This window comes from Kitasatospora sp. NPDC093550 (genome assembly GCF_044764985.1).
Lineage (GTDB): Bacteria > Actinomycetota > Actinomycetes > Streptomycetales > Streptomycetaceae > Kitasatospora.
Genome location: NZ_JBIWJF010000012.1, coordinates 140,471 through 163,885, shown reverse-complemented (window position 1 = coordinate 163,885; position 23,415 = coordinate 140,471). Strand labels below are relative to the sequence as shown.

Below are 23,415 nucleotides of genomic sequence, written 5' to 3'. Positions count from 1 at the left end.
TGTACTCAGGACTCCTGGTTGACGGAGACGAGCACATCGTCCCCTTCGATCTTTACGGGGTAGACAGCGACCGGCTTGGTGGCGGGCAGGCCGGAGGGCTTGCCGGTGCGCAGGTCGAAGCTGGAGCCGTGCAGCCAGCACTCGATCATGCAGTCCTCGACCTCGCCCTCGGAGAGCGCGACGTTCGCGTGCGAGCAGATGTCGTTGATCGCGAACACCCCCTCGTCGGTGCGGACGACGGAGACCGGCACGCCGTTGAGGTCCACGCGCTTGGGCACGTCCTCCTGGAGGTCGCTCAGCGCGCAGGCACGGAGGAAGGTCATCGCGTTCAGACCGCCGCTTCCAGCTCGGCGTCGATCTTCTCCATGAGCTGCTCCTGGACCTCGGCCACGCCGATCTGCTGCAGCAGCTCGGCGAAGAAGCCGCGCACCACCAGGCGGCGCGCCTCGTCCGCGGGGATGCCGCGGGCCTGCAGGTAGAACAGCTGCTCGTCGTCGAAGCGGCCGGTCGCCGAGGCGTGGCCGGCGCCGACGATCTCGCCGGTCTCGATCTCCAGGTTCGGGATCGAGTCGACCCGGGCGCCGTCGGTGAGCACCAGGTTCCGGTTGAGCTCGTAGGTGTCGGTGCCGAGCGCGGCGGCGCGGATCAGCACGTCGCCGACCCAGACCGCGTGCGCGTCCTGGCCCTGCAGCGCGCCCTTGTACGCCACGTTCGACCGGCAGTGCGGCGTGTCGTGGTCGATCACCAGGCGGTGCTCCAGGTGCTGGCCGGCGTCGGCGAAGTAGAGGCCGAACAGCTCGGCCTCGCCGCCGGGGCCCGCGTAGTTGACCCGCGGGTGCAGGCGGACCAGGTCGCCGCCGAAGGTCACCACCACGGACTTGTACGTGGCGTCCCGGCCGACCAGCGCGTTGTGCTGGGCGACGTGGACGGCGTCGCGCTCCCAGTCCTGGACGGAGACGAAGGTGAGCTTGGCACCGTCGCCGACCAGCAGCTCGACGTTGGCGGCCCGGGTGCCGCTGCCCGCGTGGTTGAGCACCACGACGGCCTCGGCGAACGGCTTGACGTCGATCACCACGTGGGCGAAGCGGACGCCGCCCTCCCCGCGGACGTCGATCTTGACCGGCTCGGTCAGCACCGCGTCCTTGGGGACGGTCACCACGAGGGCCTGCTCGAAGGCGCTGAAGGCCTGCGCGGCGACCCGGTCGACCGGCGTGCCGGCCTTGCCCAGGCGGGCGTCGTCGCGGCCGACGGTCTCGGCGGTGACGCCGTCCGGCAGCGTGAACTCGACCTTGTCCTCGCCGCGCTCGCCCGCGGCGGCGGTGCCGTCGTGCAGGCCGCCGAGGCGGTGCAGCGGGGTGAACCGCCAGTCCTCCTCGCGGCCGGTCGGCACCGGGAAGTCGTTCACGTCGAAGGAGGGCTTGACCGCGACGCGCGCGTCGATCGGCTGCTTGACCGTGTCACGGCCGGTGCCGGGGCCGGCGAGCTGCGCGCCCGCGCCGGCGGTGCCGACCTCGATCGACCCGGCGGTGGTGGAGCCGGTGGTGTTCTGCTCAGCCATGGCTGTTCGTAGTGCTCTCTTCCTCGGATTCAGTGGATGGCGGGTGCTCGGCCGGACGTCAGCCGACCGCGCCCTCCATCTGCAGCTCGATCAGCCGGTTGAGCTCCAGCGCGTACTCCATCGGCAGCTCGCGCGCGATCGGCTCGACGAAGCCGCGCACGATCATCGCCATGGCCTCGGTCTCGGTCAGGCCGCGGCTCATCAGGTAGAACAGCTGGTCCTCGCTGACCTTGGAGACGGTCGCCTCGTGGCCCATGGACACGTCGTCCTCGCGGACGTCCACGTAGGGGTAGGTGTCCGAGCGGGAGATCGTGTCGACCAGCAGCGCGTCGCACAGCACGTTGGACTTGGCGCCGTGCGAGCCCTCGCCGATCTCGATCAGACCGCGGTAGGAGGTCCGGCCGCCGCCGCGCGCCACCGACTTGGAGACGATGTGCGAGGAGGTGTTCGGCGCCATGTGCACCATCTTGGCGCCGGCGTCCTGGTGCTGGCCCTCGCCCGCGAAGGCGATCGACAGGGTCTCGCCCTTGGCGTGCTCGCCCATCAGGTAGACGGCCGGGTACTTCATGGTGACCTTGGAGCCGATGTTGCCGTCGATCCACTCCATGGTCGCGCCCTCGTACGCCACGGCGCGCTTGGTGACCAGGTTGTAGACGTTGTTCGACCAGTTCTGGATGGTCGTGTAGCGGCAGCGGCCGCCCTTCTTGACGATGATCTCCACGACCGCGGAGTGCAGCGAGTCGGAGGAGTAGATCGGCGCGGTGCAGCCCTCGACGTAGTGGACGTAGGCGTCCTCGTCGACGATGATCAGCGTCCGCTCGAACTGGCCCATGTTCTCGGTGTTGATCCGGAAGTAGGCCTGCAGCGGGATGTCGACGTGCACGCCCTTCGGCACGTAGATGAACGAGCCGCCGGACCACACCGCGGTGTTCAGCGCGGCGAACTTGTTGTCACCGGCCGGGATGACGGTGCCGAAGTACTCCTTGAACAGCTCCGGGTGCTCGCGCAGCGCGGTGTCGGTGTCCAGGAAGATGACGCCCTGCTCCTCCAGGTCCTCGCGGATCTGGTGGTAGACGACCTCGGACTCGTACTGGGCGGCGACACCGGCGACCAGGCGCTGCTTCTCCGCCTCCGGGATGCCCAGCTTGTCGTAGGTGGCCTTGATGTCCGCCGGCAGGTCCTCCCAGGACTCGGCCTGCTTCTCGGTCGAGCGGACGAAGTACTTGATGTTGTCGAAGTCGATGCCGGTGAGGTCGGAGCCCCAGGTCGGCATGGGCTTCTTGCCGAACAGCTTCAGGCCCTTGAGGCGCAGGTTCAGCATCCACTCGGACTCGTTCTTCTTCGCGGAGATGTCGCGCACGACCTCCTCGCTGAGCCCGCGCTTGGCCACGGCGCCGGCGGCGTCCGGGTCGGCCCAGCCGTACTCGTAGTTGCCCAGGCCCTCGAGCTCCGGGTGCGAAACGGTGTCAGTCATGCGAGCTTCCTAACGCGCGGACGCAGAATCTTCGGTGGACGTACCGGCAATCGGCACCGCATCGGAGCCGCGGCCCGCGGAACCACGGGCGGACGACGATGCGGCACCGGGTGCCGGCACATAGGTGGTGCAGACCCCGTCGCCGTGGGCGATGGTGGCCAGCCGTTGCACATGGGTGCCCAGGAGCTGGGAGAAGACCTCGGTCTCCGCCTCGCAGAGCTGCGGGAACTGCTCGGCGATGTGCGCGACCGGGCAGTGGTGCTGGCAGAGCTGGGCGCCCGCCGGGGCCTTGGCCGCGGCCGACGGGACACGCCGCACCGTGGCAGCGTACCCGTCCGCGCTCAGCGCCTGGGCGAGCGCCTCGGTGCGGTCCTCGGCCCCGGCGTGGCGCAGCGCCTCCAGGTACCGCTCGCCCTGCTTGCCGAAGCGGGCCCGGGCGAAGGCGGCGACCGCCTGCTCGCCCGCCTTGCCGCCGCCCACCGAGTCCGAGATCCAGCGCAGCGCGTCGGCGGCGAGCTGGTCGTACGCCTGGTAGAAGGCGTCCCGGCCGGCGTCGGTGAGGGCGAAGACCTTGGCCGGACGGCCCCGGCCGCGGCTGCCGTAGACCCGCTGTTCGCGGGACTCGACCAGGCCGGCGGCGGCCAGTCCGTCGAGGTGGCGGCGGACGGCGGCGGCGGTGAGGCCGAGCCGGCTCGCCAGGTCGGCGGCGGAGGAGGGGCCGTGGTCCAGGATCGACCGGGCGACCCGGTCCCGGGTGGCGCGGTGGCCCTCCAGCAGCACCTCGGCCGCCGTCACGGGCACGTCGCAGTGGGAGGCCGACTCGGCCTCCTGCTGCTGGGCGTGCTCGCGCATGTTTTTCACAACACCAGTGTTGCGTAATTACTTCCGTCGGGACAAGCCGTGATCCAGGCCTCACCGGTGTGATCGATCACGCAGGTAAGCCTTACCTGACCTGGGGAAACGATCACCGAGGCCACCGTGGGGCCCGCGCGTGAGCGCCTCTTAGACTCGCCGGTATGCACTCCGAACCCGCGGTCCAGATCGCCGGGCTGGTCAAGCGCTACGGCGACAAGTCGGCCGTGGACGGTCTCGACCTCACCATCGCGACCGGCGCGATCACCGCCGTCCTCGGCCCCAACGGCGCCGGCAAGACCACCACCATCGAGACCTGCGAGGGCTACCGCCGCCCCGACGCCGGCACCGTCCGCGTCCTCGGCCTCGACCCGGTCACCCAGAGCGCCGCGCTGCGCCCCCGGATCGGCGTCATGCTGCAGTCCGGCGGCGTGTACGCGGGCGCCCGCGCCGTCGAGATGCTGCGGCACACCGCCAAGCTGCACGCCCACCCGCTGGACGTGGACGCGCTGGTCGAGCGCCTCGGCCTCGGCTCCTGCGGCCGGACCACCTACCGGCGGCTGTCCGGCGGCCAGCAGCAGCGGCTCGCCCTGGCCATGGCCGTGGTCGGCCGCCCCGAGCTGGTCTTCCTGGACGAGCCCACCGCGGGCCTCGACCCGCAGGCCCGCCGCGCCACCTGGGAGCTGGTCCGCGACCTGCGCCGGGACGGCGTCACCGTCGTCGTCACCACCCACCACATGGACGAGGCCGAGCAGCTCGCCGACCGCGTCGCCGTCGTGGACCGCGGCCGGGTGATCGCCGAGGGCACCACCGAGGAGCTCTGCCGCGACGGCGCCGAGAGCGCCCTGCGCTTCGACGGCCCGCCCGGGCTCGACCTCGGCCCGCTGCTCAAGGAGCTGCCCGAGGGCGCCACCGCCGTCGAGACCACCCCCGGGAGCTACCGGATCGAGGCCCCGGTGGACCCGCAGCTGCTGGCCACCGTCACCGGCTGGTGCGCGGCCGCCGGTGTCCTGCCCGAACGGCTGTCCGTGCAGCGCCGCAGCCTCGAAGACGTCTTCCTCGACCTGACCGGACGGGAGCTCCGCTCGTGACCTCGACCGACTACTCCCCCGCGCCGGGGGCCGCACCGGTCGGCCGGATGCTGCTCGCCCAGACCGCGTTCGAGACCCGGATGCTGCTGCGCAACGGTGAGCAGCTGCTGCTCACCGTGGTCATCCCGACCGTGCTGCTGGTGCTGTTCTCCGCCGTGGACATCGTCGCGGTCGAGGGCCCCGGGAAGCGGGTCGACTTCCTGGCCCCCGGCCTGCTCGCGCTGGCCGTGATGTCCACCGCGTTCACCGGGCAGGCCATCGCCACCGGCTTCGAGCGCCGCTACGGCGTGCTCAAGCGGCTCGGCGCCAGCCCGCTCCCGCGCTGGACGCTGCTGACCGCCAAGACCGGCTGCGTCCTGGTGACGGAGGCGCTGCAGGTCGCACTGCTGTCGGTGATCGCGCTGGCGCTCGGCTGGTCCCCGCAGGGCGATCCGCTGTCCGTGGTCGCGCTGCTGGTGCTCGGCACCGCCGCCTTCTCCGGACTCGGCCTGCTGATGGCCGGCACCCTGAAGGCCGAGGCCACCCTGGCCGCCGCCAACCTGGTGTTCATCCTGCTGCTGCTCGCGGGCGGGGTGATCGTGCCGCTGAGCAAGTTCCCCGACGCCGTGCGCTCGGTGCTGGAGCTGCTGCCGATCTCGGCGCTCTCGGACGGCCTGCGGTCGGTGCTGCAGACCGGCGCCGGCGTGCCCTGGGCCGACCTCGGGATCCTGGCCGGCTGGTCGGTGCTCGGCCTGGCCGCGGCCGCCCGCTTCTTCCGCTGGGAGTGACCCCTCTCGAACAGCGCGACGCCCCCCGGCCTCAGGTGGCCGGGGGGCGTCGCGCTGTTCGGCTCGTTCTCCGCTCGCGGGGCGTCAGCCCTGGCTGCCGCCGCGACGCTTGCGGGCGAGCAGCACCAGCGCGCCACCGACGAGCAGCACGCCGCCACCGACGGCCGCGATCATCGGGGTGGCGTCGCTGCTACCGGTCTGGGCGAGCACCGGCCCGCTACTGGTCGGCGCCGGGACGGGGGTCCTGCTCGGGGTGGGCGTGGCCGACGGGGTCACGGTCGGCGTCGCGGTGGGCGTGGGGGTGGGGGTGGGGGTGGGGGTGGGGGTCTTCGTCGGCGTCACGGTCGGCGTCGGCGTGGGGGTGGGCGTGGGGGTCGGGGTCTTGGTGGGGGTGGGGGTCGGAGTCGGCGTGTGGCACGGCTCGATGGTCTTGGTCTCGTTGATGTTCCACCCCTTCTCGTTCGGGTTCTCCGAGGTGGTGACGACCAGGTTCGCCTTGATCGGGGCGGTGTGGTCCTTCACCGGGAAGGTGCCGTGGAACTCGGCGGGGAAGGCCTTGGCGTCCAGGACCTTCTCGCCGTCGATGGTGAGGCTGACGGTGTTCTTCACGTCAGGCTTGGGGCTGTAGTTGATCAGGTCGATCACGACCTTGTCGCAGGTCACCGACCAACTCGGCACGTGCGCCGAGGCGTTGGTGGCCAGTGCCAGAGGCAGGAGAAAACCGGCCGCCGCCGTTCCGGCCAGTGCCGCCGCGCCGATCCCGATGTGCCGCTGCTGTCGCGCCATTACGCTGTTCCCCTCCGAACGATCCTGTGCAGCAGGCGTGTTGAGTGGTTCGCGGAGGCCCGCTACGACTGTCCGGGGGACTCTACCGGCACTCGCGCATCCCGCTACACCCCGCCGTACGACCGGATTTCGTCTGTCCGTCCGTGCTCCGATGTGCATGACCAGCCCATCACAGCCGCCACCTCGCAGAACGCGAATTCGGCAAACTTGAATGAACTTCGTCACCTTTCAGACAGAACGGCGCCCCTGGAGATCGGGTTCAATCACCAGGGGCGCCGCTTCGATCAGCAGCGCTTCTCGATCCTTCAGGCCTTCTTGGCCGCCTTGCGCCGGGCGGCCACCACGATCGCGCCACCGGCGGCGATCACCACCGCACCGCCGATCGCCAGCGGCACCACCGGGCCGGAACCGGTGTGCGCCAGGTTGCCACCGCCGGTCGCCGTGGCGGACGGGCTCGCCGAGCCGGAGGCCACCGGAGTGGCCGTCGAGGCGGAGGCCGAGGCGGACGGGCTCGCCGAACCACTCGCACTGGGCTTGCCGCTCGGCGTCACCGACGGACTCGCCGACCCGCCCGGCGAGGCCGAACCGCTCGGCGTCACCGACGGCGAGCCGCTCGGCACCACCGGCGGCACGGTCGGCGTACCGGTCGGGGTCGGCACCGGCGTCCCCGGCAGGCAGCCGGTGAACGGGTAGTGGTGCGTCTCCGCGCCGCCCTTGCCGGTCAGCGAGGCCGCGATCACCGAGCCGTTGACCGGGCCGCCGCTGCCGAGGTCGAAGGCGGCGTTCGGTGCGAGCACCGTGCCGGCCCAGGCGGCCTGACTGTTCTTGACCACCTTGGTCGCGGTCGGGAAGTTCCAGAGCAGCTTCGCCCGGACCGCCCCGCCCGCCGCGCTCTGCAGCTTGTCGTCCAGGACGAAGGCGGACCTGCCCGCGTCCCACAGGAAGAACCCGCTGGTCCCGGCCGCCGCCATGTCGTACGAGCCACCGGTCACGGTGACCACCGTCACCGCGCCGGCCGGCACCTTGACGTACACCTCCTTGGCGCCCTGCAGCTTCGCCGCGTCGACGGTGAAGCCGTTGTACTTCGCGTCCCCGCCGGTGAACGTCAGCTTCGCGCCCTCGGCCTGGACGGTGGCCCCGCCGGTCTGCGGCACGGCGGCCAGCGCGGTGGAGGCGGCGCGCAGCTTGGCGAACTCCGCCGTGAAGTCGATCGGCGAGGCGCCCTGGCCGACGGTGCCGGCGTGCGCCTGGACGACCGCGCCGTCGGCCTTCGAGCCGTAGACGCCGTTGCCCTTCATCACCTGGGTGTTGTGGCCGGTGATGCGGCCGGCCACGACCAGCGCGTTCTTGCCGGGCAGCGCGTCGACCTCGGCGGCGGTGAGCTCCTGGCCGACCGAGAAGCCGCCGGTGAAGTCCGCGTTGCCGCCGACCGCGACCGCGCCCTCGGCGTCGGGGGTGTGGGTGTCGTCGCCCTCGATGAACTCGCCGTAGAGGTTGGCGACCCCGAGGCCGCGGCACTCCTGGTCGGTGCCGACGGCCTGGGCGAGGGGCGCGACGAGGCCGGCCAGGGCGAGCGAGCCGCCGACCGCGAGCGCGGCGGCGGTGGTGGATATGCGCATGTGCAGGATCTCCGCTTGCGGGAGGAGTGGAAGCGGTCCCAGAACAGGTATGGACCAATCCGCACTCTTTCGGCCAGAGCGGTAATTGGTCAAGACCATTGACCGCCGTGTCCGAACAATCCGTTTTACGTCCCGGCCGCCCTGCCCGCGCCCCGCCCCAAGATCGCCTGTAAGGCCGCCTACGATTGACCCCGTGCGTACCCCCTTCTCCCTGCTCGCCGAGCGCTGGCAGCCCTCCGCCGCGATGGTCCGGCGCGCCGCGTTCGCCGCGCTGGTGATGAGCGTGGTGATCGTCGTCACCGGCGGCGCCGTCCGGCTCACCGCCTCCGGCCTCGGCTGTACGACCTGGCCCCGCTGCACCGACGAGAGCCTGACGCCCACCGCCGAGATGGGCTTCCACGGCGTCGTCGAGTTCACCAACCGGATGCTCACCTACGTGCTGAGCGCGGCGGTCGGCTGGGCGATCCTGGCCGCCCGCTGCCACCGACCGTGGCGGCGCAGCCTGACCAAGCTCGGCTGGGCCCAGTTCTGGCTGGTGATGAGCAACGCCGTACTCGGCGGCATCACGGTCCTCACGGGCCTCAACCCGTACACCGTCGCGCTGCACATGATCGCCGCGATGGCCCTGGTCTGGGTCGCCCTGCTGATGTGGGAGCGCAGCAAGGAGGGCGACGCTCCGCCGAAGCTCGCCGTGGCCCGCCCCATCCACCAGCTCTCCTACGTCCTGGTCACGGTCGTCGGCCTGCTGGTCGCCGCCGGCACCCTGGTCACCGGCGCCGGACACCACCCGGGCACGCCCAAGGACAACAAGATCGTCCCGCGCATCCCGATCGACTACGACAGGTTGGCCCAGTTCCACGCCGACTTCGCGTTCATCTCGGTCGGCCTGACCATCGCGATGATCTTCGTCTTCGCCGCGGTCAAGGCCCCGCAGGCGGCCAAGTCCCGCGCCAAGGAGCTTCTCGCGGTCCTGCTCGTCCAGGGCGTCCTCGGCTTCATCCAGTACTTCACCGACGCCCCCGAGCTGATGGTCGGCCTCCACATGCTGCTGGCCTCCCTGACCTGGATCGCCGCCCTGAGAATCCCCCTCGCCCTGCGCACGAGGGCGGCCGAGGAGACCACGGTCGACACCCCGGCCCCCCGCACCCCCGAAACCGCGAAGGTCTGAGCGAGATCGCCGAAGGCCCCCATCACCCGTGATGGGGGCCTTCGCGCGTTCCCGCAGCAGCTGTCGGCCGCCGCGAGGCTCGTCATGCGGCCGACTCCGGACGGCTGCTGCGAGCGGGCCGGAGCAGGTCGAGGACGTGGGTCCAGCTGTACGTGTCGCGCCCTCCGCCGGACTTGGGCTTGTGGGGCACGTAGTCGCCGATCATGACGTCCATCGAGCGCAGCCGGGCCAAGCTCTCCGAATACGCCGGGTGGGCGGCTTGGGCGGAGTTCAGGTACGGCTGGACGGCCACGGGGATGCCAAGCCCGTACGCCTCGCAGAGGATGCCGAGCGCCAGCGTGTCGGAAATACCGGCGGCCCACTTGTTGACGGTGTTGAACGTCGCGGGAGCAACCGCGATGGCATCTGCCGGAGGCAACGGTTGCGGAACGCTCGGCGTGTGCCACGCGGAGCGGATCGGAGGACGGGCCGGGCTGGAAGCTGCCCGTCTGAAGGCAACGGCCCGGCTCCCCCACCTGGGGAGCCGGGCCGCCGACGTACGAGAGCCTCAGCCGCCGAGCTGGATGCCGGCCATCCGCTTCCACTCGTACGGCCCGGTCTTGACCTTGAGGCCCAGCTCGCCCTCGAAGGAGTCGTGCAGGGTCAGCCCGGCCAGCTCGGCGGCCCGTCGGCCGACGGCGTAGCTGGGGGCGACTTGGTCGCCCCAGGCGCCGTCCGCGCCGACCACGACGATCCGGGTGGCCACGGCGCCGACGTACTCGACGACCGCGTCGGCGCTGCCCCCGTGCTGCTGGGCGAAGCTGGTGAGGTTCTTGGCGATGCGCTTGGCGCGGCGCTCGGTGCGGGCGTCCGGCGCGGCGGCGGTGGCGGTCTCTGCGCTGCTCATGCCCGCATGCTACCCACCGGTAGTGCGGCTGGCGACGGGAGCACCCTGTGCACCGGGCCACATACTGAGGGGGTGACCTTCAAAGGCTGGCCGACCGAGGCGCTCGACTTCTACGAGCACCTGGAGGCCGACAACTCGAAGACCTTCTGGCAGGCCCACAAGGAGCAGTACGAGGACGCCGTGCGCGCCCCCATGGAGGAACTGCTCGCGGAGCTGGAGCCGGAGTTCGGGCCGGGGAAGATCTTCCGCCCCAACCGCGACGTCCGGTTCAGCGCCGACAAGTCCCCGTACAAGACGCACATCGGCGCCCACCTGGAGAGCGGCGGTTACATCCAGCTCTCCGCCGACGGCCTGGCCTGCGGCAACGGCATGTACCAGCTCGCCCCGGACCAGCTGGACCGCTACCGCGCCGCCGTCGCCGAGGACGTCACCGGCGCCGAGCTGGAGCGGGTGATCGCCCGGGTGGAGAAGGACGGCCCGCAGGTGTTCGGCCGGGACTCCCTCAAGTCGGCCCCGCGCGGCTATCCCAAGGACCACCCCAGGATCGAGCTGCTGCGCCACAAGGGTCTGGTGGCCTGGCAGGAGTGGGAGCCGGCGAAGTGGCTGGGCACCCGCACCGCCTACACCCGGATCGCCGCCTTCCTGCACGCCTCCCGCCCGCTGCGCGACTGGCTGGACGGCCACGTCGGCCCCTCCGAGCTCCCGGCGCGCTGAACGCGACGAGCCCTGCTCGCGAAAGAGCCCCGAACGCGCCCCCGAACGCGAAGGTGCCCCGAACGCGGAAGAGCCCCGGTCCGAACGGACCGGGGCTCTTCCTGCAGAAGTCCTACTTCACGAACGGGTCGACCGCGCACACCACCATCAGCAGCGACAGGTAGGTGATCGACCAGTGGAACAGCCGCATCTCCTTGAGCTTGGCGCCCACGATCCCGGCCTTGGCCCGCGCGTACAGCGCGTGCGCCTCGCGCAGCCAGAAGCCGCCCAGCAGCACCGCGGCGAGCGGGTACAGCCAGCTCATGTGCCCCAGCGGCCAGACCGCCAGCGAGACCGCCACCATCACCCAGGAGTACGCGACGACCTGCTTGCCGACGGCCACGTTGCCCTTGATCACCGGCAGCATCGGCACGCCGGCCCGCTCGTAGTCGTCGCGCACCTTCATCGACAGCACCCAGGTGTGCGGCGGGGTCCAGAAGAACACCACCAGGAACAGCGCGACCGCCGCCCAGGACACCGAGTTCGTCACCGAGGACCAGCCGACCAGCACCGGCATGCAGCCGGCGATGCCGCCCCAGACGATGTTCTGCGAGGTGCGCCGCTTCAGCCCCAGCGTGTAGACGAACACGTAGAACAGCAGCGCGCCCAGCGCCAGCCCGGCGGACAGCCAGTTGACGCCGATGCCCAGCACCAGAGTCGACACGACCGCGAGCACGACGCCGAACACCAGCGCCTCGCGCGGCGACACCATCCCGGTGACGATCGGCCGCCGCTCGGTGCGGGACATCATCGCGTCGATGTCGCGGTCGATGTACATGTTGAGGGCGTTGGCGCCGCCCGCCGAGAGGTAGCCGCCGACCACGACCTTCAGCACCAGCAGCATGTTCGGCACGCCCTGCTGCGCCAGGAACATCACCGGCACCGTGCTCATCAGCAGCAGCTCGATGATCCGCGGCTTGGTCAGTGCGACGAACGCGCCGACACGGGCCCCGATCGGCCGGTGCGCAGGAGTCGCCCCGGTGACCCCGGCGGGACGGGTTTCGACGGCGGTCACTAACACCCCAACTGAAGATGAATCCTCGCAGGCGTCCACAGGAACGAAGGGTCCCGAATCGTCCGCTCTGCGCGTACCACGACACCATAGACGCTCCATATATCCCATCCGGCTCCGGGGTCCCCGGCGAGGCCGAACCGCACACCCCCGGGTGAACCGACTGGGCGAAGCCACGAACCGTCTCCGGCGGGCTCCGCTACCCCGTCCTGACCACCCCGGCGGCGGGCGAGCGCGAAACGGGAGAGCCTGGGACAAATGCCCTCAGACCGGCCTAGTGGGAATCACCATGCGGAAATCCCGGTTGTCTCAGCACGGAGGGTGAGCCCCGGCCCGGACGGTAGGCTCGCACGCAGAAGCGGGATCTACCCTCCGTGACCGGCACCACCCAGCGTCGGGACCACAGCGCCGTGGCCGACCCGGTCCCCATTCACGGGGTCACTCTTCAATACGGAAGGAGCCCTGAGACAGGGTGAGCACTGCGCCGACGAACGCATTCGAGTGGACCGATCTGGACGAGCGCACGGTTGACACCGCGCGAGTCCTCGCCATGGACGCCGTCCAGAAGGTCGGCAACGGACACCCCGGGACGGCCATGTCGCTGGCCCCGGCCGCGTACCTGATCTTCCAGCGGTTCCTGCGCCACGACCCGACCGACCCGGCCTGGGTCGGCCGCGACCGCTTCGTCCTCTCCCCCGGGCACACCAGCCTGACCCTCTACACCCAGCTGTACCTCTCGGGCTACGGCCTGGAGCTGGACGACCTCAAGGCCTTCCGCGTCGCCGGCAGCCGCACCCCCGGTCACCCCGAGCACGGCCACACCGCCGGCGTGGAGACCACCACCGGCCCGCTCGGCCAGGGCATCGCCAACGCGGTCGGCATGGCGATGGCCGCCCGCTACGAGCGCGGCCTGTTCGACCCGGAGGCCCCGGCCGGCGAGTCCCCCTTCGACCACACCGTCTGGGCCATCGTCTCCGACGGCGACCTGGAGGAGGGCATCTCCGCCGAGGCCTCCTCCCTGGCCGGCCACCAGCAGCTGGGCAACCTGGTCGCCCTGTACGACGACAACCACATCTCGATCGAGGGCGACACCGAGACCGCCTTCTCCGAGGACGTCCTCAAGCGCTACGAGGCGTACGGCTGGCACGTCCAGCGGGTCACCCCGAAGTCCAACGGCGACATCGACGTGGCCGCCCTCGCCGAGGCGCTGGCCGCGGCCAAGGCCGAGACCTCCCGCCCGTCGATGATCGCGATGCGGACGATCATCGCCTGGCCGGCCCCGGACGCCCAGAACACCGCCAAGGCGCACGGCTCCGCGCTCGGCGCCGCCGAGATCGCCGCCACCAAGAAGGTCCTGGGCTTCGACCCGGAGAAGACCTTCGAGGTCAGCGACCAGGTCATCGAGCACGCCCGCCTGGTCATCAAGCGCGGCAAGGCCGCCCGCGACCAGTGGCAGCAGTCCTTCGACGCCTGGCGCGCCGCCAACCCGCACCGCGCCGCCGAGTTCGACCGGATCCAGGCCGGCGAGCTGCCCGAGGGCTGGAAGAAGGCCGTCCCCTCCTTCCCGGCCGGGAAGGACGTCGCCACCCGCAAGGCCTCCGGCGACACCCTCAAGGCGATCGGCGCGGTGATCCCGGAGCTGTGGGGCGGCTCGGCCGACCTCGCCGAGTCCAACCTCACCACCATCGACGAGGACAGCTCCTTCCTCCCCGAGGGCAACCCGCTGAAGTCGGCGAGCCCGTACGGCCGGACGATCCACTTCGGCATCCGCGAGCACGCCATGGGCTCGACCATGAACGGCATCGCCCTGCACGGCAGGACCCGCGTGTACGGCGGCACCTTCCTGGTCTTCGCCGACTACATGCGCCCGGCCGTCCGCCTGGCCGCGCTGATGAAGCTGCCGGTCACCTACGTCTGGACGCACGACTCGATCGGCCTCGGCGAGGACGGCCCGACCCACCAGCCGGTCGAGCACCTGGCCTCGCTGCGCGCCATCCCGGGCCTGGCCATGGTCCGCCCGGCCGACGCCAACGAGACCGCCGTCGCCTGGCGCACCATCGTCGAGCGCCACACCAGCCACCCCGGCCCGGTCGGCCTGGCCCTCACCCGCCAGGGCGTCCCGACCTTCGACCGCGAGGTCTTCGGCTCCGCCGAGGGCACCGCGAAGGGCGGATACGTCCTGGCCGAGGCCTCGACCGGCGACCCGCAGGTGATCCTGCTCGGCACCGGCTCCGAGGTGCAGCTGGCCGTCAAGGCCCGCGAGGTGCTGGAGGGCGAGGGCATCCCGACCCGCGTGGTCTCGCTGCCGTCCTTCGAGTGGTTCCAGGAGCAGGACCAGGCCTACCGCGACAGCGTGCTGCCGCCGTCGGTGAAGGCCCGCGTCTCGGTCGAGGCCGGCATCGCCCAGGGCTGGCGCGAGCTGGTCGGCGACCACGGCCGGATCGTCTCGCTGGAGCACTTCGGCGCCTCCGCCGACTACAAGGTGCTGTTCGAGGAGTTCGGCATCACCGCCGAGCGTGTGGTCGCCGAGGCCCACAACGCCCTGCGCTCCCTCGAGGCCGTCAACCGCTGACGCGCTCCGGGCCGCGTGCCCGCCCGCACGCGGGCACGCGGCCCCTCTGACTACCCCACACATGCAGAAGAACAAGGGACTGAGCAGCATGACTGACGCACTGAAGCGCCTCAGCGACGAAGGCGTGGCGATCTGGCTGGACGACCTCAGCCGCAAGCGGCTGAACTCCGGCAACCTGGCCGAACTGGTGCAGAACAAGCACGTGGTGGGCGTCACCACCAACCCGACCATCTTCCAGAAGGCGATCGCCGGCAGCGGCGACGACTCCTACGACGGCCAGCTGCGCGACCTCGCCGTCCGCAAGGTCACCACCGACGAGGCGATCCGCATGATCACCACCTCCGACGTGCGCGACGCCGCCGACGTGCTGCGCCCGGTCTACGACGCCTCCAACGGCCGCGACGGCCGGGTCTCCATCGAGGTCGACCCGCGCCTGGCGCACGAGACCGCCCCCACCGTGGCCGAGGCCAAGCAGCTGTGGTGGCTGGTCGACCGCCCGAACGTCTTCATCAAGATCCCCGCCACCAAGGCCGGCCTGCCCGCGATCAGCGAGGTCATCGGCAAGGGCATCAGCGTCAACGTCACGCTGATCTTCTCGCTGGAGCGCTACAAGGCCGTCATCGACGCCTACCTGACCGGCCTGGAGGCCGCCAAGGCCAAGGGCCTGGACCTCTCCCAGATCGAGTCCGTCGCCTCCTTCTTCGTCTCCCGCGTGGACACCGAGATCGACAAGCGTCTGGACAAGATCGGCGGCGACGCCAAGAACCTGCGCTCCAAGGCCGCCCTGGCCAACGCCCGCCTCGCCTACCAGGCGTACGAGGAGGTCTTCGGCAGCGTCGACGGCAAGACCGCCGGCAACGCCCGCTGGAAGGCCCTGGAGGCCGCCGGCGCCAAGCCGCAGCGCCCGCTGTGGGCCTCCACCGGCGTCAAGGACCCGGCCCTGCCGGACACCCTGTACGTCACCGAGCTGGTCGCCCCCGGCACCGTCAACACCATGCCCGAGGCCACCCTGGACGCCACCGGCGACCACGGCGTGGTCACCGGCAACACCATCGTCCCCAACTACGCCGACGCCAAGGCCGTCCTGGACGCCATCGCCGCCGCCGGCGTGGACTACGACGACGTCGTCCAGGTCCTGGAGGACGAGGGCGTCGAGAAGTTCGAGCAGTCCTGGAACGAGCTGCTCGACACCGTCACCGCCTCGCTCGCCTCCTTCGCCGACGAGAAGTGACCCCTGCTCACAGCCAGCGCACGAAAGCGGAGCCCATCAAGTGAGCACTGATTTCCCTGAGTTGACGTCGGAATCGGACGCGGACGACCTCCCGCCCACCCCTGTCAACCCGCTTCGTGACCCCTCGGACCGGCGGCTCCCGCGCATCGCGGGGCCGTCCGGTCTGGTCATCTTCGGGGTCACCGGCGACCTGTCCCGCAAGAAGCTGATGCCGGCCATCTACGACCTGGCCAACCGCGGTCTGCTCCCGCCGGGCTTCTCCCTCGTCGGCTTCGCCCGCCGCGAGTGGGACGACGAGGACTTCGCCAAGGAGGTCCACGACGCCGTCCGCGACCACGCCCGCACCCCGTTCCGGGAGGAGGTCTGGCAGCAGCTCGCCAAGGGCATGCGCTTCATCCACGGGACCTTCGACGACGACGAGGCCTTCGACAAGCTGCGCGCGACCATCGAGGAGCTGGACAAGGCCCAGGGCACCGGCGGCAACTTCGCCTTCTACCTGTCCGTGCCGCCGAAGTTCTTCCCGACGGTCGTCCAGCAGCTCAAGAAGCACGGCCTGGCCGACCCGCCGCAGGGCTCCTGGCGCCGCGCGGTCATCGAGAAGCCCTTCGGCCACGACCTGGAGAGCGCGCAGGAGCTCAACAAGGTCGTCCACGACGTCTTCCCCCGGGACGAGGTCTTCCGGATCGACCACTACCTGGGCAAGGAGACGGTCCAGAACATCCTGGCGCTGCGCTTCGCCAACCAGATGTTCGAGCCGATCTGGAACCGGTCGTACGTCGACCACGTGCAGATCACCATGGCCGAGGACATCGGCATCGGCGGCCGGGCCGGCTACTACGACGGCATCGGCTCCGCCCGTGACGTGATCCAGAACCACCTGCTCCAGCTGATGGCGCTCACCGCCATCGAGGAGCCGGCGTCCTTCCACCCGAAGGCGCTGGTCGCCGAGAAGCTCAAGGTGCTCAGCGCCGTCAAGCTCCCGGCCGACCTCGGCCGGCACACCGTGCGCGGCCAGTACGCCTCCGGCTGGCAGGGCGGCGAGGAGGTCGTCGGCTACCTGGACGAGGACGGGATCAACCCGGACTCCAAGACCGACACCTACGCCGCCATCAAGCTGGAGATCAACAACCGCCGCTGGGCGGGCGTCCCGTTCTACCTGCGCACCGGCAAGCGCCTGGGCCGCCGGGTCACCGAGATCGCGGTCGTCTTCCAGCGCGCCCCGTACCTGCCGTTCGACTCCTACGCGACCGAGGAGCTGGGGCAGAACGCCCTGGTCATCCGGGTCCAGCCGGACGAGGGCGTGACGGTGCGGTTCGGCTCCAAGGTGCCGGGCACCTCCTTCGAGGTCCGGGACGTCACGATGGACTTCGCCTACGGCGAGTCCTTCACCGAGTCCAGCCCGGAGGCGTACGAGCGGCTCATCCTCGACGTGCTGCTCGGCGACGCCAACCTGTTCCCGCGCCACCAGGAGGTCGAGCTCTCCTGGCAGATCCTCGACCCGATCGAGAAGTACTGGGACACCCACGGCAAGCCCGCCCAGTACGCGGCGGGGACCTGGGGCCCCGTCGAGGCGGACGAGATGCTCGCACGAGACGGCAGGAGCTGGCGCCGGCCATGAAGATCGACCTCACCAACACGACGTCCAGCAAGATCAACGCCGCGCTGATGGAGGCGCGCCGGGCCAGCGGCTCCACCGCCGCCGGCATGGTGCTCACCCTGGTGATCGTGACCGACGAGGGCAGCGCCTACGACGCCCTCAAGGCCGCCAACGACGCCTCCCGCGAGCACCCGATGCGCACCCTCGCGGTGATCAAGCGCGCCGGGCGCTCGCCGCGGGCCCGCGCCGAGACCCGGCTGGACGCCGAGATCCTGGTCGGCTCCGACGCCGGCTCCGGAGAAACGGTCATCCTGCGCATGCACGGCGAGCTCGTCGCGCACGCCCAGTCGGTCGTCCTGCCGCTGCTGCTGCCGGACGCCCCGGTCGTGGTCTGGTGGCCGGAGAACGCGCCGCTGCACCCGGCGCAGGACCCGCTGGGCTCGCTCGCCCAGCGCCGGATCACCGACGCCGTGACCGCCGAGTCCCCGGTCGGCCAGCTCGCCCAGCGGGCGCAGAGCTACACCCCGGGCGACACCGACCTGGCCTGGACGCGGATCACCGGCTGGCGCTCGATGCTGGCCGCCGCGCTGGACCAGCGGCCGTCCACCATCGTCTCCGCGGCGGTCGAGGGCGAGTCCTACAACCCCAGCGTCGAGCTGCTCGGCCTCTGGCTGCACAACCGGCTGCACGTGCCGGTCGAGCGGGTCGTCACCGGCGGCCCGGGCATCACCGCGGTGCACCTGCGCACCAAGGACGGGAGCGTCACCCTGGACCGCCCGGACGGCCTGATGGGCACGCTCTCCATGCCCGGCTCGCCGGACCGCCAGGTGGCGCTCAAGCGGCGCGAGACCTCGGAGCTGATCGCCGAGGAGCTGCGCCGCCTGGACCCGGACGACATCTACGCGACGGCCGTGCGCACGCCCGTCGAGCGCCTGCACGAGCCGAGCAACGCCGAGACGGCGGAGGCCGAACGGGTCGCCGAGCAGGTCGCCACGGCGGTCGCCGAGGCGGCCGTGGCCAACCCCGAGCGGATCACCGCCGACGCCGCGGAGAAGAAGCCCGCGAAGAAGTCGGCCGGCAAGCGCACCTCGAAGGACGGCGCATGACCAACGCGACCCCGCAGCTGGTCGTCCACCGGGACAAGGAGCTGATGGCCCAGGCGGCCGCGGCCCGGCTGATCACCCGGATCGTGGACGCCCAGGCCGCCCGCGGCACCGCCTCGGTGGTGCTCACCGGCGGCCGCAACGGCAACGCCCTGCTGGCCGCGATCGCCGCCTCCCCGGCGCGCGACGCGGTCGACTGGGGCCGGCTCGACCTCTGGTGGGGCGACGAGCGCTTCGTGCCGGCCGCCGACCCGGACCGCAACGCCGTCCAGGCCCGCGCGGAGCTGCTGGACGCCGTCCCGCTCGACCCGGCGCGGGTGCACGAGATGCCCGCCTCGGACGGGGTGGACGGCTCGGACGTGGAGGCCGCCGCGGCCCGCTACGCCGAGGAGCTGGCGAAGGCGGCCGGGCCGGGCGACCGGCTCGGCGTCCCCGCCTTCGACGTGCTGCTGCTCGGCGTCGGCCCGGACACCCACGTCGCCTCGCTCTTCCCCGAGCACCCGGGCGTGCGGGAGACCGAGCGGACCGTGGTCGGCGTGCGCGGGGCCCCCAAGCCCCCGCCGACCCGGGTCTCGCTCACCCTCCCGGCCATCCGGGCCGCCCGCGAGGTCTGGCTGCTGGCCGCCGGCGAGGACAAGGCGGGCGCGGTCGCGCTGGCCCTGTCCGGCCCCGGCGAGCTCCAGGCGCCCGCCTCCGGCGCGTACGGCCGCAGCCGCACCCTGTGGCTGCTGGACCGCGCCGCCGCGGAGCGGATCCCCCCGCAGCTCTACCCGCCGGCCTCGGCGTAACGGGCCCGCGCAGAAGGGGCGCCACCGTCGTGACGGTGGCGCCCCTTCTCGTGTCTCGTCGCTGCTCCGGCGCTCGGAATCCCTCAGATCTCCCCGCGGAGCTTCGCCAGTGCCTCGGCGAGGATCGCCTCGCCGTCGGCGTCGGTGCGCCGCTCGCGGACGTAGGCGAGGTGGGTCTTGTACGGCTCGTTGCGCGAGGGGGCCGGCGGGTTGTGCTGGTCCTGGCCGGCCGGGAAGCCGCAGCGCGGGCAGTCCCAGGTGTCCGGGATCGCCGCGTCGGCGGCGAAGCTGGGCCGGGTCTCGTGCTTGTTGGCGCACCAGAAGGAGATCCGGTTGCGGGGGGCGGACTCGCCGCGCTCCGCCTCGCCCATCGGGCCGGCCCCAACCCTGCTGCCACGGATGGCATTGCCACTTGCCACGGTCTGACTCCCTGCGTACTGGTGCGCCGACCCGCCGCGGTGCGCGTCGGTGGCGAAAGTCGTCCTAGTGTAAGCAGGAGTTAAGCATCCGCCACCACCGCCTCCGCCCCGACCGTCCCAGGATAGGCGCTCGGGCGACGGGGCGTCAGGCTTGTGTCAGCTCTGGTACTTCAGCAGCAGGCTGAGCACGATGATGGACGCGAACCAGCCCAGGCCGACCACGATGGTGATGCGGTCCAGGTTGCGCTCGGCCACCGCCGAACCACCGCCGGTGGACATCGCGCCACCGCCGAACATGTCGGACAGGCCGCCGCCCTTCCCCTTGTGCAGCAGCACCAGCAGGATCATCAGCAGACTGAAGATGATCAGGGCAATCGAGAACCCGAGAACCACGACGGGACCAACTCTCTCGTATCTTCGGCGAAGGGGCCGGGCCGCGTACGGCGGTCCGGCCCCAAAGCCTACGTTGCTGCAGCGGCGTTAGCCTACTGCCTGCTCACGGTAGCGCACGATCTTGACGAACTCCTCGGCGTCCAGCGAGGCACCGCCGATCAGGCCGCCGTCGATGTCGGGCTTGGCCATCAGGCCGGCCGCGCTCGACGACTTGACCGAACCGCCGTACAGCACGCGGACCTTGTCGGCCAGCTCGGCGCTGTACAGCTCGGCGAGACGGGCGCGGATCGCGGCGCAGACCTCCTGCGCGTCCTCCGGGGTCGCCACCTCGCCGGTGCCGATCGCCCAGACCGGCTCGTAGGCGACCACGATGGTCTCGGCCTGGTCGGCCGGGACGTCCGCCAGGGCGCCGTCCAGCTGGGCCAGGGTGTACTCGACGTGGGTGCCGGCCTTGCGGATCTCCAGCGGCTCGCCGATGCACAGGATCGGGGTGATCCCGGCACGGTAGGCGGCCTTCACCTTGGCGTTGACGATCTCCTCGTTCTCGCCGTGGTACTGCCGGCGCTCCGAGTGGCCGATCACCGCGTAGGTGCACTGGAGCTTGGCCAGCATCGGCCCGGAGACCTCGCCGGTGTAGGCACCGCCGTCGTGCTGCGAGATGTCCTGCGCGCCGTACTTGATCTTCAGCTTGTCGCCGAAGACCAGGGTCTGCACCGAGCGCAGGTCGGTGAACGGCACCAGGACGGCGACCTCGACGGCCTCGTAGTCCTTGTCGGCCAGCGCGAAGGCCAGCTTCTGGGTGTGCTGGATGGCCTCAAGGTGGTTGAGGTTCATCTTCCAGTTGCCCGCCATGAGCGGGAGACGGTCGGTCATGCTGTCAGCCTTCCAGGGCGGCGAGACCGGGAAGGGTCTTGCCCTCCAGGTACTCGAGGCTCGCGCCACCGCCGGTCGAGATGTGTCCAAAGGCGTTCTCGTCGAAGCCCAGGATACGGACGGCCGCGGCGGAGTCGCCGCCGCCGACCACGGTGAACGCGTCGCTGTCCAGCAGGCCCTGCGCGACGGCCTTGGTGCCGTTCGCGTAGTCCGGGTGCTCGAAGACGCCCATCGGGCCGTTCCAGAACACCGTGCCGGCGTCGGCCAGCTTGGCCGCGTACAGCTCGCGGGTCTTCGGGCCGATGTCCAGGCCCTCCTTGTCCGCCGGGATGGCGTCGGAGGCGACGAGCTCGGGGTTCGCCGGGGTCTTGCCCTTGAGGTCCGGGAACTCGGCGGAGACCAGGACGTCGACCGGCAGGACGAACTCGACGCCCCGCTTCTCGGCCTCGGCCAGGTACTCCAGGCAGACCGGGATCTGGTCCTCCTGCAGCAGCGAGATGCCGACCTCGTGGCCCTTGGCCTTGAGGAAGGTGTACGCCATGCCGCCGCCGATCAGGATCCGGTCGGCCTTCTTCAGCAGGTTGTCGATCACACCGAGCTTGTCGGAGACCTTGGCGCCGCCGAGCACCACCACGTACGGGCGCTGGACCTCGTCGGTGAGCTTCTTCAGCACACCGACCTCGGTGGCGATCAGGTCGCCGGCGGCGTGCGGCAGCAGGCCGGGCAGGTCGTAGACCGAGGCGTGCTTGCGGTGCACGGCACCGAAGCCGTCACCGACGTACAGGTCGGCCAGCTCGGCGAGCTGCTCGGCGAAGGCCTGGCGCTCGGCGTCGTCCTTGCTGGTCTCGCCCGCGTTGAAGCGCAGGTTCTCCAGCAGCGCGACCTCGCCGTCCGCCAGCGCGGCGACGGTGGCCCGGGCGCTGTCACCGACGGTGTCGGTGGCGAAGGCGACGTCCTTGCCGAGGATCTCCCCGAGCCGCTTGGCCGCCGGGGCGAGCGAGAACTTCGGGTCCGGCTCGCCCTTGGGGCGGCCGAGGTGGGAGGCGACGACGACCTTCGCGCCGGCCGCGGCCAGCTTGGCGATGGTCGGGGCGACGGCGCGGATCCGGCCGTCGTCGGTGATCGTCTCGCCGTCCAGCGGCACGTTCAGGTCGGCGCGCACGAACACGCGCTTGCCCTCGACACCGGTTTCGATGAGCTCTTCGATGGTCTTCACGGGGATTCGGTTACTCCTGGGGAGATGGTCGATGCGCAGAGGCGGCACGGCGCAGGGGCCGCCTGAGAAGTCCTTGAGCGCGGAGCGAGGGCCCGGTCGGCAGGTGCGCCGTCCGGGCCCTCGCCCCTACATCACGTCAGCTCCCGCAAGGTCAGAGCTGTCCACCGACGAGGGTGACCAGGTCGACGACGCGGTTCGAGTAGCCCCACTCGTTGTCGTACCAGCCGAGCACCTTGACCTGGTTGCCCTGGACCATGGTGAGCTGGCTGTCGAAGATGCACGAGGCCGGGTCGTTGACGATGTCCGAGGAGACGATCGGGTCCTCGGTGTAGGCCAGGATGCCCTTGAGCGGGCCCTCCTGCGCGGCCTTCTGGAAGGCCGCGTTGACCTCGTCCTTGGTGACCTCGCGCTCCAGGGTGACGACCAGGTCCGTGATGGAGCCGGTCGGGACCGGGACGCGCAGCGAGGTGCCGTCCAGCTTGCCCTTCAGCTCCGGCAGGACCAGCGCGGTCGCCTTGGCGGCACCCGTCGAGGTCGGGATGATGTTCTGGCTCGCCGCACGAGCACGGCGCAGGTCCTTGTGCGGGAAGTCCAGGGTGACCTGGTCGTTGGTGAACGCGTGGACGGTGGTCATCAGACCCTTGACGATGCCGAAGGCCTCGTTCAGCACCTTCGCCATCGGCGCCACGCAGTTGGTGGTGCAGGAGGCGTTGGAGATGATGTCGTGCTTGGCGGCGTCGTACTTCTCGTCGTTGACACCCAGGACGATGGTGACGTCCTCGTCGGTGGCGGGCGCCGAGATGATGACCTTCTTCGCACCGGCGGTGAGGTGCTTCTTCGCAGCCTCGGCCTTGGTGAAGATGCCGGTGGACTCGACGACGATGTCGGCGCCCAGGGCGGCCCACGGGAGGTTGGCCGGGTCACGCTCGGCGGTCACCTTGAAGGTGTGGCCGTCGACGGTGATGCTGTCCTCGGTGTGCGAGACCTCGCCCGGGAAGGTGCCCAGGGTGGTGTCGTACTTGAGCAGGTGAGCCAGGGTCTTCGTGTCGGTGAGGTCGTTGACACCGACGATCTCGATGTCCGCGCCCTGGGCCTTGACCGCGCGGAAGAAGTTGCGGCCGATGCGGCCGAAGCCGTTGATGCCTACCCGGATCGTCACGAACCGATCTCCTCGTTAGGTACGCCGGGCCGGAGCCCGACGGGGGTGAGATTTGGGAAGTCCCCGACCGCCTATGACCCTACCCCTCCGGGGCCTTT

The 23,415-nt window shown here is 71.0% G+C and carries 22 protein-coding genes and 1 pseudogene; 9 read left to right on the top strand and 14 right to left on the bottom strand.

Annotated features, from left to right (window positions below; genetic code table 11):
• Window positions 1-5: 5 nt before the first annotated feature.
• The 4 genes from ACIRD3_RS20865 to ACIRD3_RS20850 are packed head-to-tail and all read right to left on the bottom strand — an operon-like array spanning window position 6 to window position 3,884.
• On the bottom strand, window positions 6-323 hold the full coding sequence (locus ACIRD3_RS20865) for a non-heme iron oxygenase ferredoxin subunit (protein WP_030055938.1): 318 nt from the start codon (window positions 321-323) through the stop codon (window positions 6-8).
• Between the two features lie 5 nt (window positions 324-328).
• A complete protein-coding gene (gene sufD / locus ACIRD3_RS20860; RefSeq protein ID WP_402218590.1) occupies window positions 329-1,558 on the bottom strand; it encodes a Fe-S cluster assembly protein SufD in 1,230 nt (409 codons plus the stop codon).
• A gap of 58 nt (window positions 1,559-1,616) precedes the next feature.
• Window positions 1,617-3,032 (bottom strand): Fe-S cluster assembly protein SufB, encoded by a 1,416-nt coding sequence (sufB, locus tag ACIRD3_RS20855; RefSeq protein ID WP_097235832.1) that lies wholly within the window; start codon window positions 3,030-3,032, stop codon window positions 1,617-1,619.
• Window positions 3,033-3,041: 9 nt separating this feature from the next.
• Window positions 3,042-3,884 (bottom strand): helix-turn-helix transcriptional regulator, encoded by an 843-nt coding sequence (locus ACIRD3_RS20850; protein WP_402218587.1) that lies wholly within the window; start codon window positions 3,882-3,884, stop codon window positions 3,042-3,044.
• A gap of 164 nt (window positions 3,885-4,048) precedes the next feature.
• Here ACIRD3_RS20850 and ACIRD3_RS20845 point away from each other — a divergent pair, with 164 nt between their 5' ends.
• Both ACIRD3_RS20845 and ACIRD3_RS20840 read left to right on the top strand, forming a co-directional pair.
• Window positions 4,049-4,975 carry an ABC transporter ATP-binding protein gene (locus ACIRD3_RS20845; RefSeq protein WP_402218585.1) on the top strand — a complete coding sequence of 309 codons (927 nt, stop codon included), beginning with the start codon at window positions 4,049-4,051 and terminating at the stop codon, window positions 4,973-4,975.
• 47 nt (window positions 4,976-5,022) lie between these two features.
• The gene (locus tag ACIRD3_RS20840) at window positions 5,023-5,742 is read left to right on the top strand and encodes an ABC transporter permease (protein WP_402218855.1); all 720 of its coding nucleotides are present in this window, start codon (window positions 5,023-5,025) and stop codon (window positions 5,740-5,742) included.
• An 84-nt stretch (window positions 5,743-5,826) separates the two neighbouring features.
• On the opposite strand, the gene ACIRD3_RS20835 is transcribed toward ACIRD3_RS20840, so the two are convergent.
• Together ACIRD3_RS20835 and ACIRD3_RS20830 are read right to left on the bottom strand one after the other, a co-directional pair.
• Window positions 5,827-6,528: an LAETG motif-containing sortase-dependent surface protein gene (locus ACIRD3_RS20835; protein WP_402218582.1), complete on the bottom strand. Its 702-nt coding sequence runs from the start codon at window positions 6,526-6,528 to the stop codon at window positions 5,827-5,829.
• 305 nt (window positions 6,529-6,833) lie between these two features.
• On the bottom strand, window positions 6,834-8,147 hold the full coding sequence (locus tag ACIRD3_RS20830) for a choice-of-anchor A family protein (RefSeq protein ID WP_402218580.1): 1,314 nt from the start codon (window positions 8,145-8,147) through the stop codon (window positions 6,834-6,836).
• Window positions 8,148-8,340: 193 nt separating this feature from the next.
• Between ACIRD3_RS20830 and ACIRD3_RS20825 the strand changes: the two genes are divergently transcribed.
• Window positions 8,341-9,315, top strand: coding sequence for a heme A synthase (locus ACIRD3_RS20825; protein ID WP_402218578.1), 975 nt, complete (start codon window positions 8,341-8,343; stop codon window positions 9,313-9,315).
• Between the two features lie 82 nt (window positions 9,316-9,397).
• Here ACIRD3_RS20825 and ACIRD3_RS20820 read toward each other — a convergent pair.
• A pseudogene (locus ACIRD3_RS20820) lies at window positions 9,398-9,775 on the bottom strand (flavoprotein); the annotation flags it as partial.
• Window positions 9,776-9,862: 87 nt separating this feature from the next.
• Entirely contained in the window at window positions 9,863-10,201 is a 339-nt protein-coding gene (locus tag ACIRD3_RS20815; RefSeq protein ID WP_402218575.1) for a hypothetical protein, read from the bottom strand.
• Window positions 10,202-10,273: 72 nt separating this feature from the next.
• Here ACIRD3_RS20815 and ACIRD3_RS20810 point away from each other — a divergent pair, with 72 nt between their 5' ends.
• On the top strand, window positions 10,274-10,915 hold the full coding sequence (locus ACIRD3_RS20810) for a DUF2461 domain-containing protein (RefSeq protein WP_402218573.1): 642 nt from the start codon (window positions 10,274-10,276) through the stop codon (window positions 10,913-10,915).
• A gap of 112 nt (window positions 10,916-11,027) precedes the next feature.
• On the opposite strand, the gene ACIRD3_RS20805 is transcribed toward ACIRD3_RS20810, so the two are convergent.
• Window positions 11,028-11,975 carry a heme o synthase gene (locus tag ACIRD3_RS20805; protein WP_402218571.1) on the bottom strand — a complete coding sequence of 316 codons (948 nt, stop codon included), beginning with the start codon at window positions 11,973-11,975 and terminating at the stop codon, window positions 11,028-11,030.
• A gap of 463 nt (window positions 11,976-12,438) precedes the next feature.
• Here ACIRD3_RS20805 and tkt point away from each other — a divergent pair, with 463 nt between their 5' ends.
• From tkt to pgl, 5 genes are all read left to right on the top strand, one after another.
• Window positions 12,439-14,538: a transketolase gene (gene tkt, locus ACIRD3_RS20800; protein WP_402218568.1), complete on the top strand. Its 2,100-nt coding sequence runs from the start codon at window positions 12,439-12,441 to the stop codon at window positions 14,536-14,538.
• 88 nt (window positions 14,539-14,626) lie between these two features.
• Complete coding sequence (tal, locus tag ACIRD3_RS20795; protein WP_402218566.1) at window positions 14,627-15,769, top strand: transaldolase; 1,143 nt, start codon at window positions 14,627-14,629, stop codon at window positions 15,767-15,769.
• A gap of 61 nt (window positions 15,770-15,830) precedes the next feature.
• Window positions 15,831-17,387: a glucose-6-phosphate dehydrogenase gene (zwf, locus tag ACIRD3_RS20790; RefSeq protein WP_402218853.1), complete on the top strand. Its 1,557-nt coding sequence runs from the start codon at window positions 15,831-15,833 to the stop codon at window positions 17,385-17,387.
• Window positions 17,384-18,472, top strand: coding sequence for a glucose-6-phosphate dehydrogenase assembly protein OpcA (gene opcA, locus ACIRD3_RS20785; RefSeq protein WP_402218563.1), 1,089 nt, complete (start codon window positions 17,384-17,386; stop codon window positions 18,470-18,472). Before zwf ends, opcA begins: the two co-directional genes overlap by 4 nt.
• Window positions 18,469-19,257 (top strand): 6-phosphogluconolactonase, encoded by a 789-nt coding sequence (pgl, locus tag ACIRD3_RS20780; RefSeq protein ID WP_402218560.1) that lies wholly within the window; start codon window positions 18,469-18,471, stop codon window positions 19,255-19,257. Before opcA ends, pgl begins: the two co-directional genes overlap by 4 nt.
• An 83-nt stretch (window positions 19,258-19,340) precedes the next feature.
• Here pgl and ACIRD3_RS20775 read toward each other — a convergent pair whose 3' ends face one another.
• The 5 genes from ACIRD3_RS20775 to gap all read right to left on the bottom strand — a co-directional run bounded on the left by ACIRD3_RS20775 (window position 19,341) and on the right by gap (window position 23,317).
• Window positions 19,341-19,628: an RNA polymerase-binding protein RbpA gene (locus ACIRD3_RS20775; protein WP_402218850.1), complete on the bottom strand. Its 288-nt coding sequence runs from the start codon at window positions 19,626-19,628 to the stop codon at window positions 19,341-19,343.
• 204 nt (window positions 19,629-19,832) lie between these two features.
• The gene (gene secG, locus ACIRD3_RS20770; RefSeq protein ID WP_402218557.1) at window positions 19,833-20,069 is read right to left on the bottom strand and encodes a preprotein translocase subunit SecG; all 237 of its coding nucleotides are present in this window, start codon (window positions 20,067-20,069) and stop codon (window positions 19,833-19,835) included.
• A gap of 87 nt (window positions 20,070-20,156) precedes the next feature.
• The gene (gene tpiA / locus ACIRD3_RS20765; RefSeq protein ID WP_402218555.1) at window positions 20,157-20,942 is read right to left on the bottom strand and encodes a triose-phosphate isomerase; all 786 of its coding nucleotides are present in this window, start codon (window positions 20,940-20,942) and stop codon (window positions 20,157-20,159) included.
• Between the two features lie 4 nt (window positions 20,943-20,946).
• Complete coding sequence (locus ACIRD3_RS20760; RefSeq protein ID WP_402218553.1) at window positions 20,947-22,158, bottom strand: phosphoglycerate kinase; 1,212 nt, start codon at window positions 22,156-22,158, stop codon at window positions 20,947-20,949.
• 151 nt (window positions 22,159-22,309) lie between these two features.
• Window positions 22,310-23,317, bottom strand: coding sequence for a type I glyceraldehyde-3-phosphate dehydrogenase (gap, locus tag ACIRD3_RS20755; protein ID WP_402218550.1), 1,008 nt, complete (start codon window positions 23,315-23,317; stop codon window positions 22,310-22,312).
• Window positions 23,318-23,415: the final 98 nt, after the last annotated feature.

Coding starts and splice junctions, on each gene's coding strand:
- tpiA (WP_402218555.1), bottom strand. CDS start 20,942: ATGACCGACCGTCTCCCGCTCATGGCGGGCAACTGGAAGATGAACCTC.
- opcA (WP_402218563.1), top strand. CDS start 17,384: ATGAAGATCGACCTCACCAACACGACGTCCAGCAAGATCAACGCCGCG.
- pgl (WP_402218560.1), top strand. CDS start 18,469: ATGACCAACGCGACCCCGCAGCTGGTCGTCCACCGGGACAAGGAGCTG.
- ACIRD3_RS20840 (WP_402218855.1), top strand. CDS start 5,023: ATGCTGCTCGCCCAGACCGCGTTCGAGACCCGGATGCTGCTGCGCAAC.
- ACIRD3_RS20835 (WP_402218582.1), bottom strand. CDS start 6,528: ATGGCGCGACAGCAGCGGCACATCGGGATCGGCGCGGCGGCACTGGCC.
- sufB (WP_097235832.1), bottom strand. CDS start 3,032: ATGACTGACACCGTTTCGCACCCGGAGCTCGAGGGCCTGGGCAACTAC.
- ACIRD3_RS20850 (WP_402218587.1), bottom strand. CDS start 3,884: ATGCGCGAGCACGCCCAGCAGCAGGAGGCCGAGTCGGCCTCCCACTGC.
- tal (WP_402218566.1), top strand. CDS start 14,627: ATGACTGACGCACTGAAGCGCCTCAGCGACGAAGGCGTGGCGATCTGG.
- ACIRD3_RS20830 (WP_402218580.1), bottom strand. CDS start 8,147: ATGCGCATATCCACCACCGCCGCCGCGCTCGCGGTCGGCGGCTCGCTC.
- ACIRD3_RS20845 (WP_402218585.1), top strand. CDS start 4,049: ATGCACTCCGAACCCGCGGTCCAGATCGCCGGGCTGGTCAAGCGCTAC.
- ACIRD3_RS20865 (WP_030055938.1), bottom strand. CDS start 323: ATGACCTTCCTCCGTGCCTGCGCGCTGAGCGACCTCCAGGAGGACGTG.
- ACIRD3_RS20775 (WP_402218850.1), bottom strand. CDS start 19,628: ATGGGCGAGGCGGAGCGCGGCGAGTCCGCCCCCCGCAACCGGATCTCC.
- ACIRD3_RS20815 (WP_402218575.1), bottom strand. CDS start 10,201: ATGAGCAGCGCAGAGACCGCCACCGCCGCCGCGCCGGACGCCCGCACC.
- sufD (WP_402218590.1), bottom strand. CDS start 1,558: ATGGCTGAGCAGAACACCACCGGCTCCACCACCGCCGGGTCGATCGAG.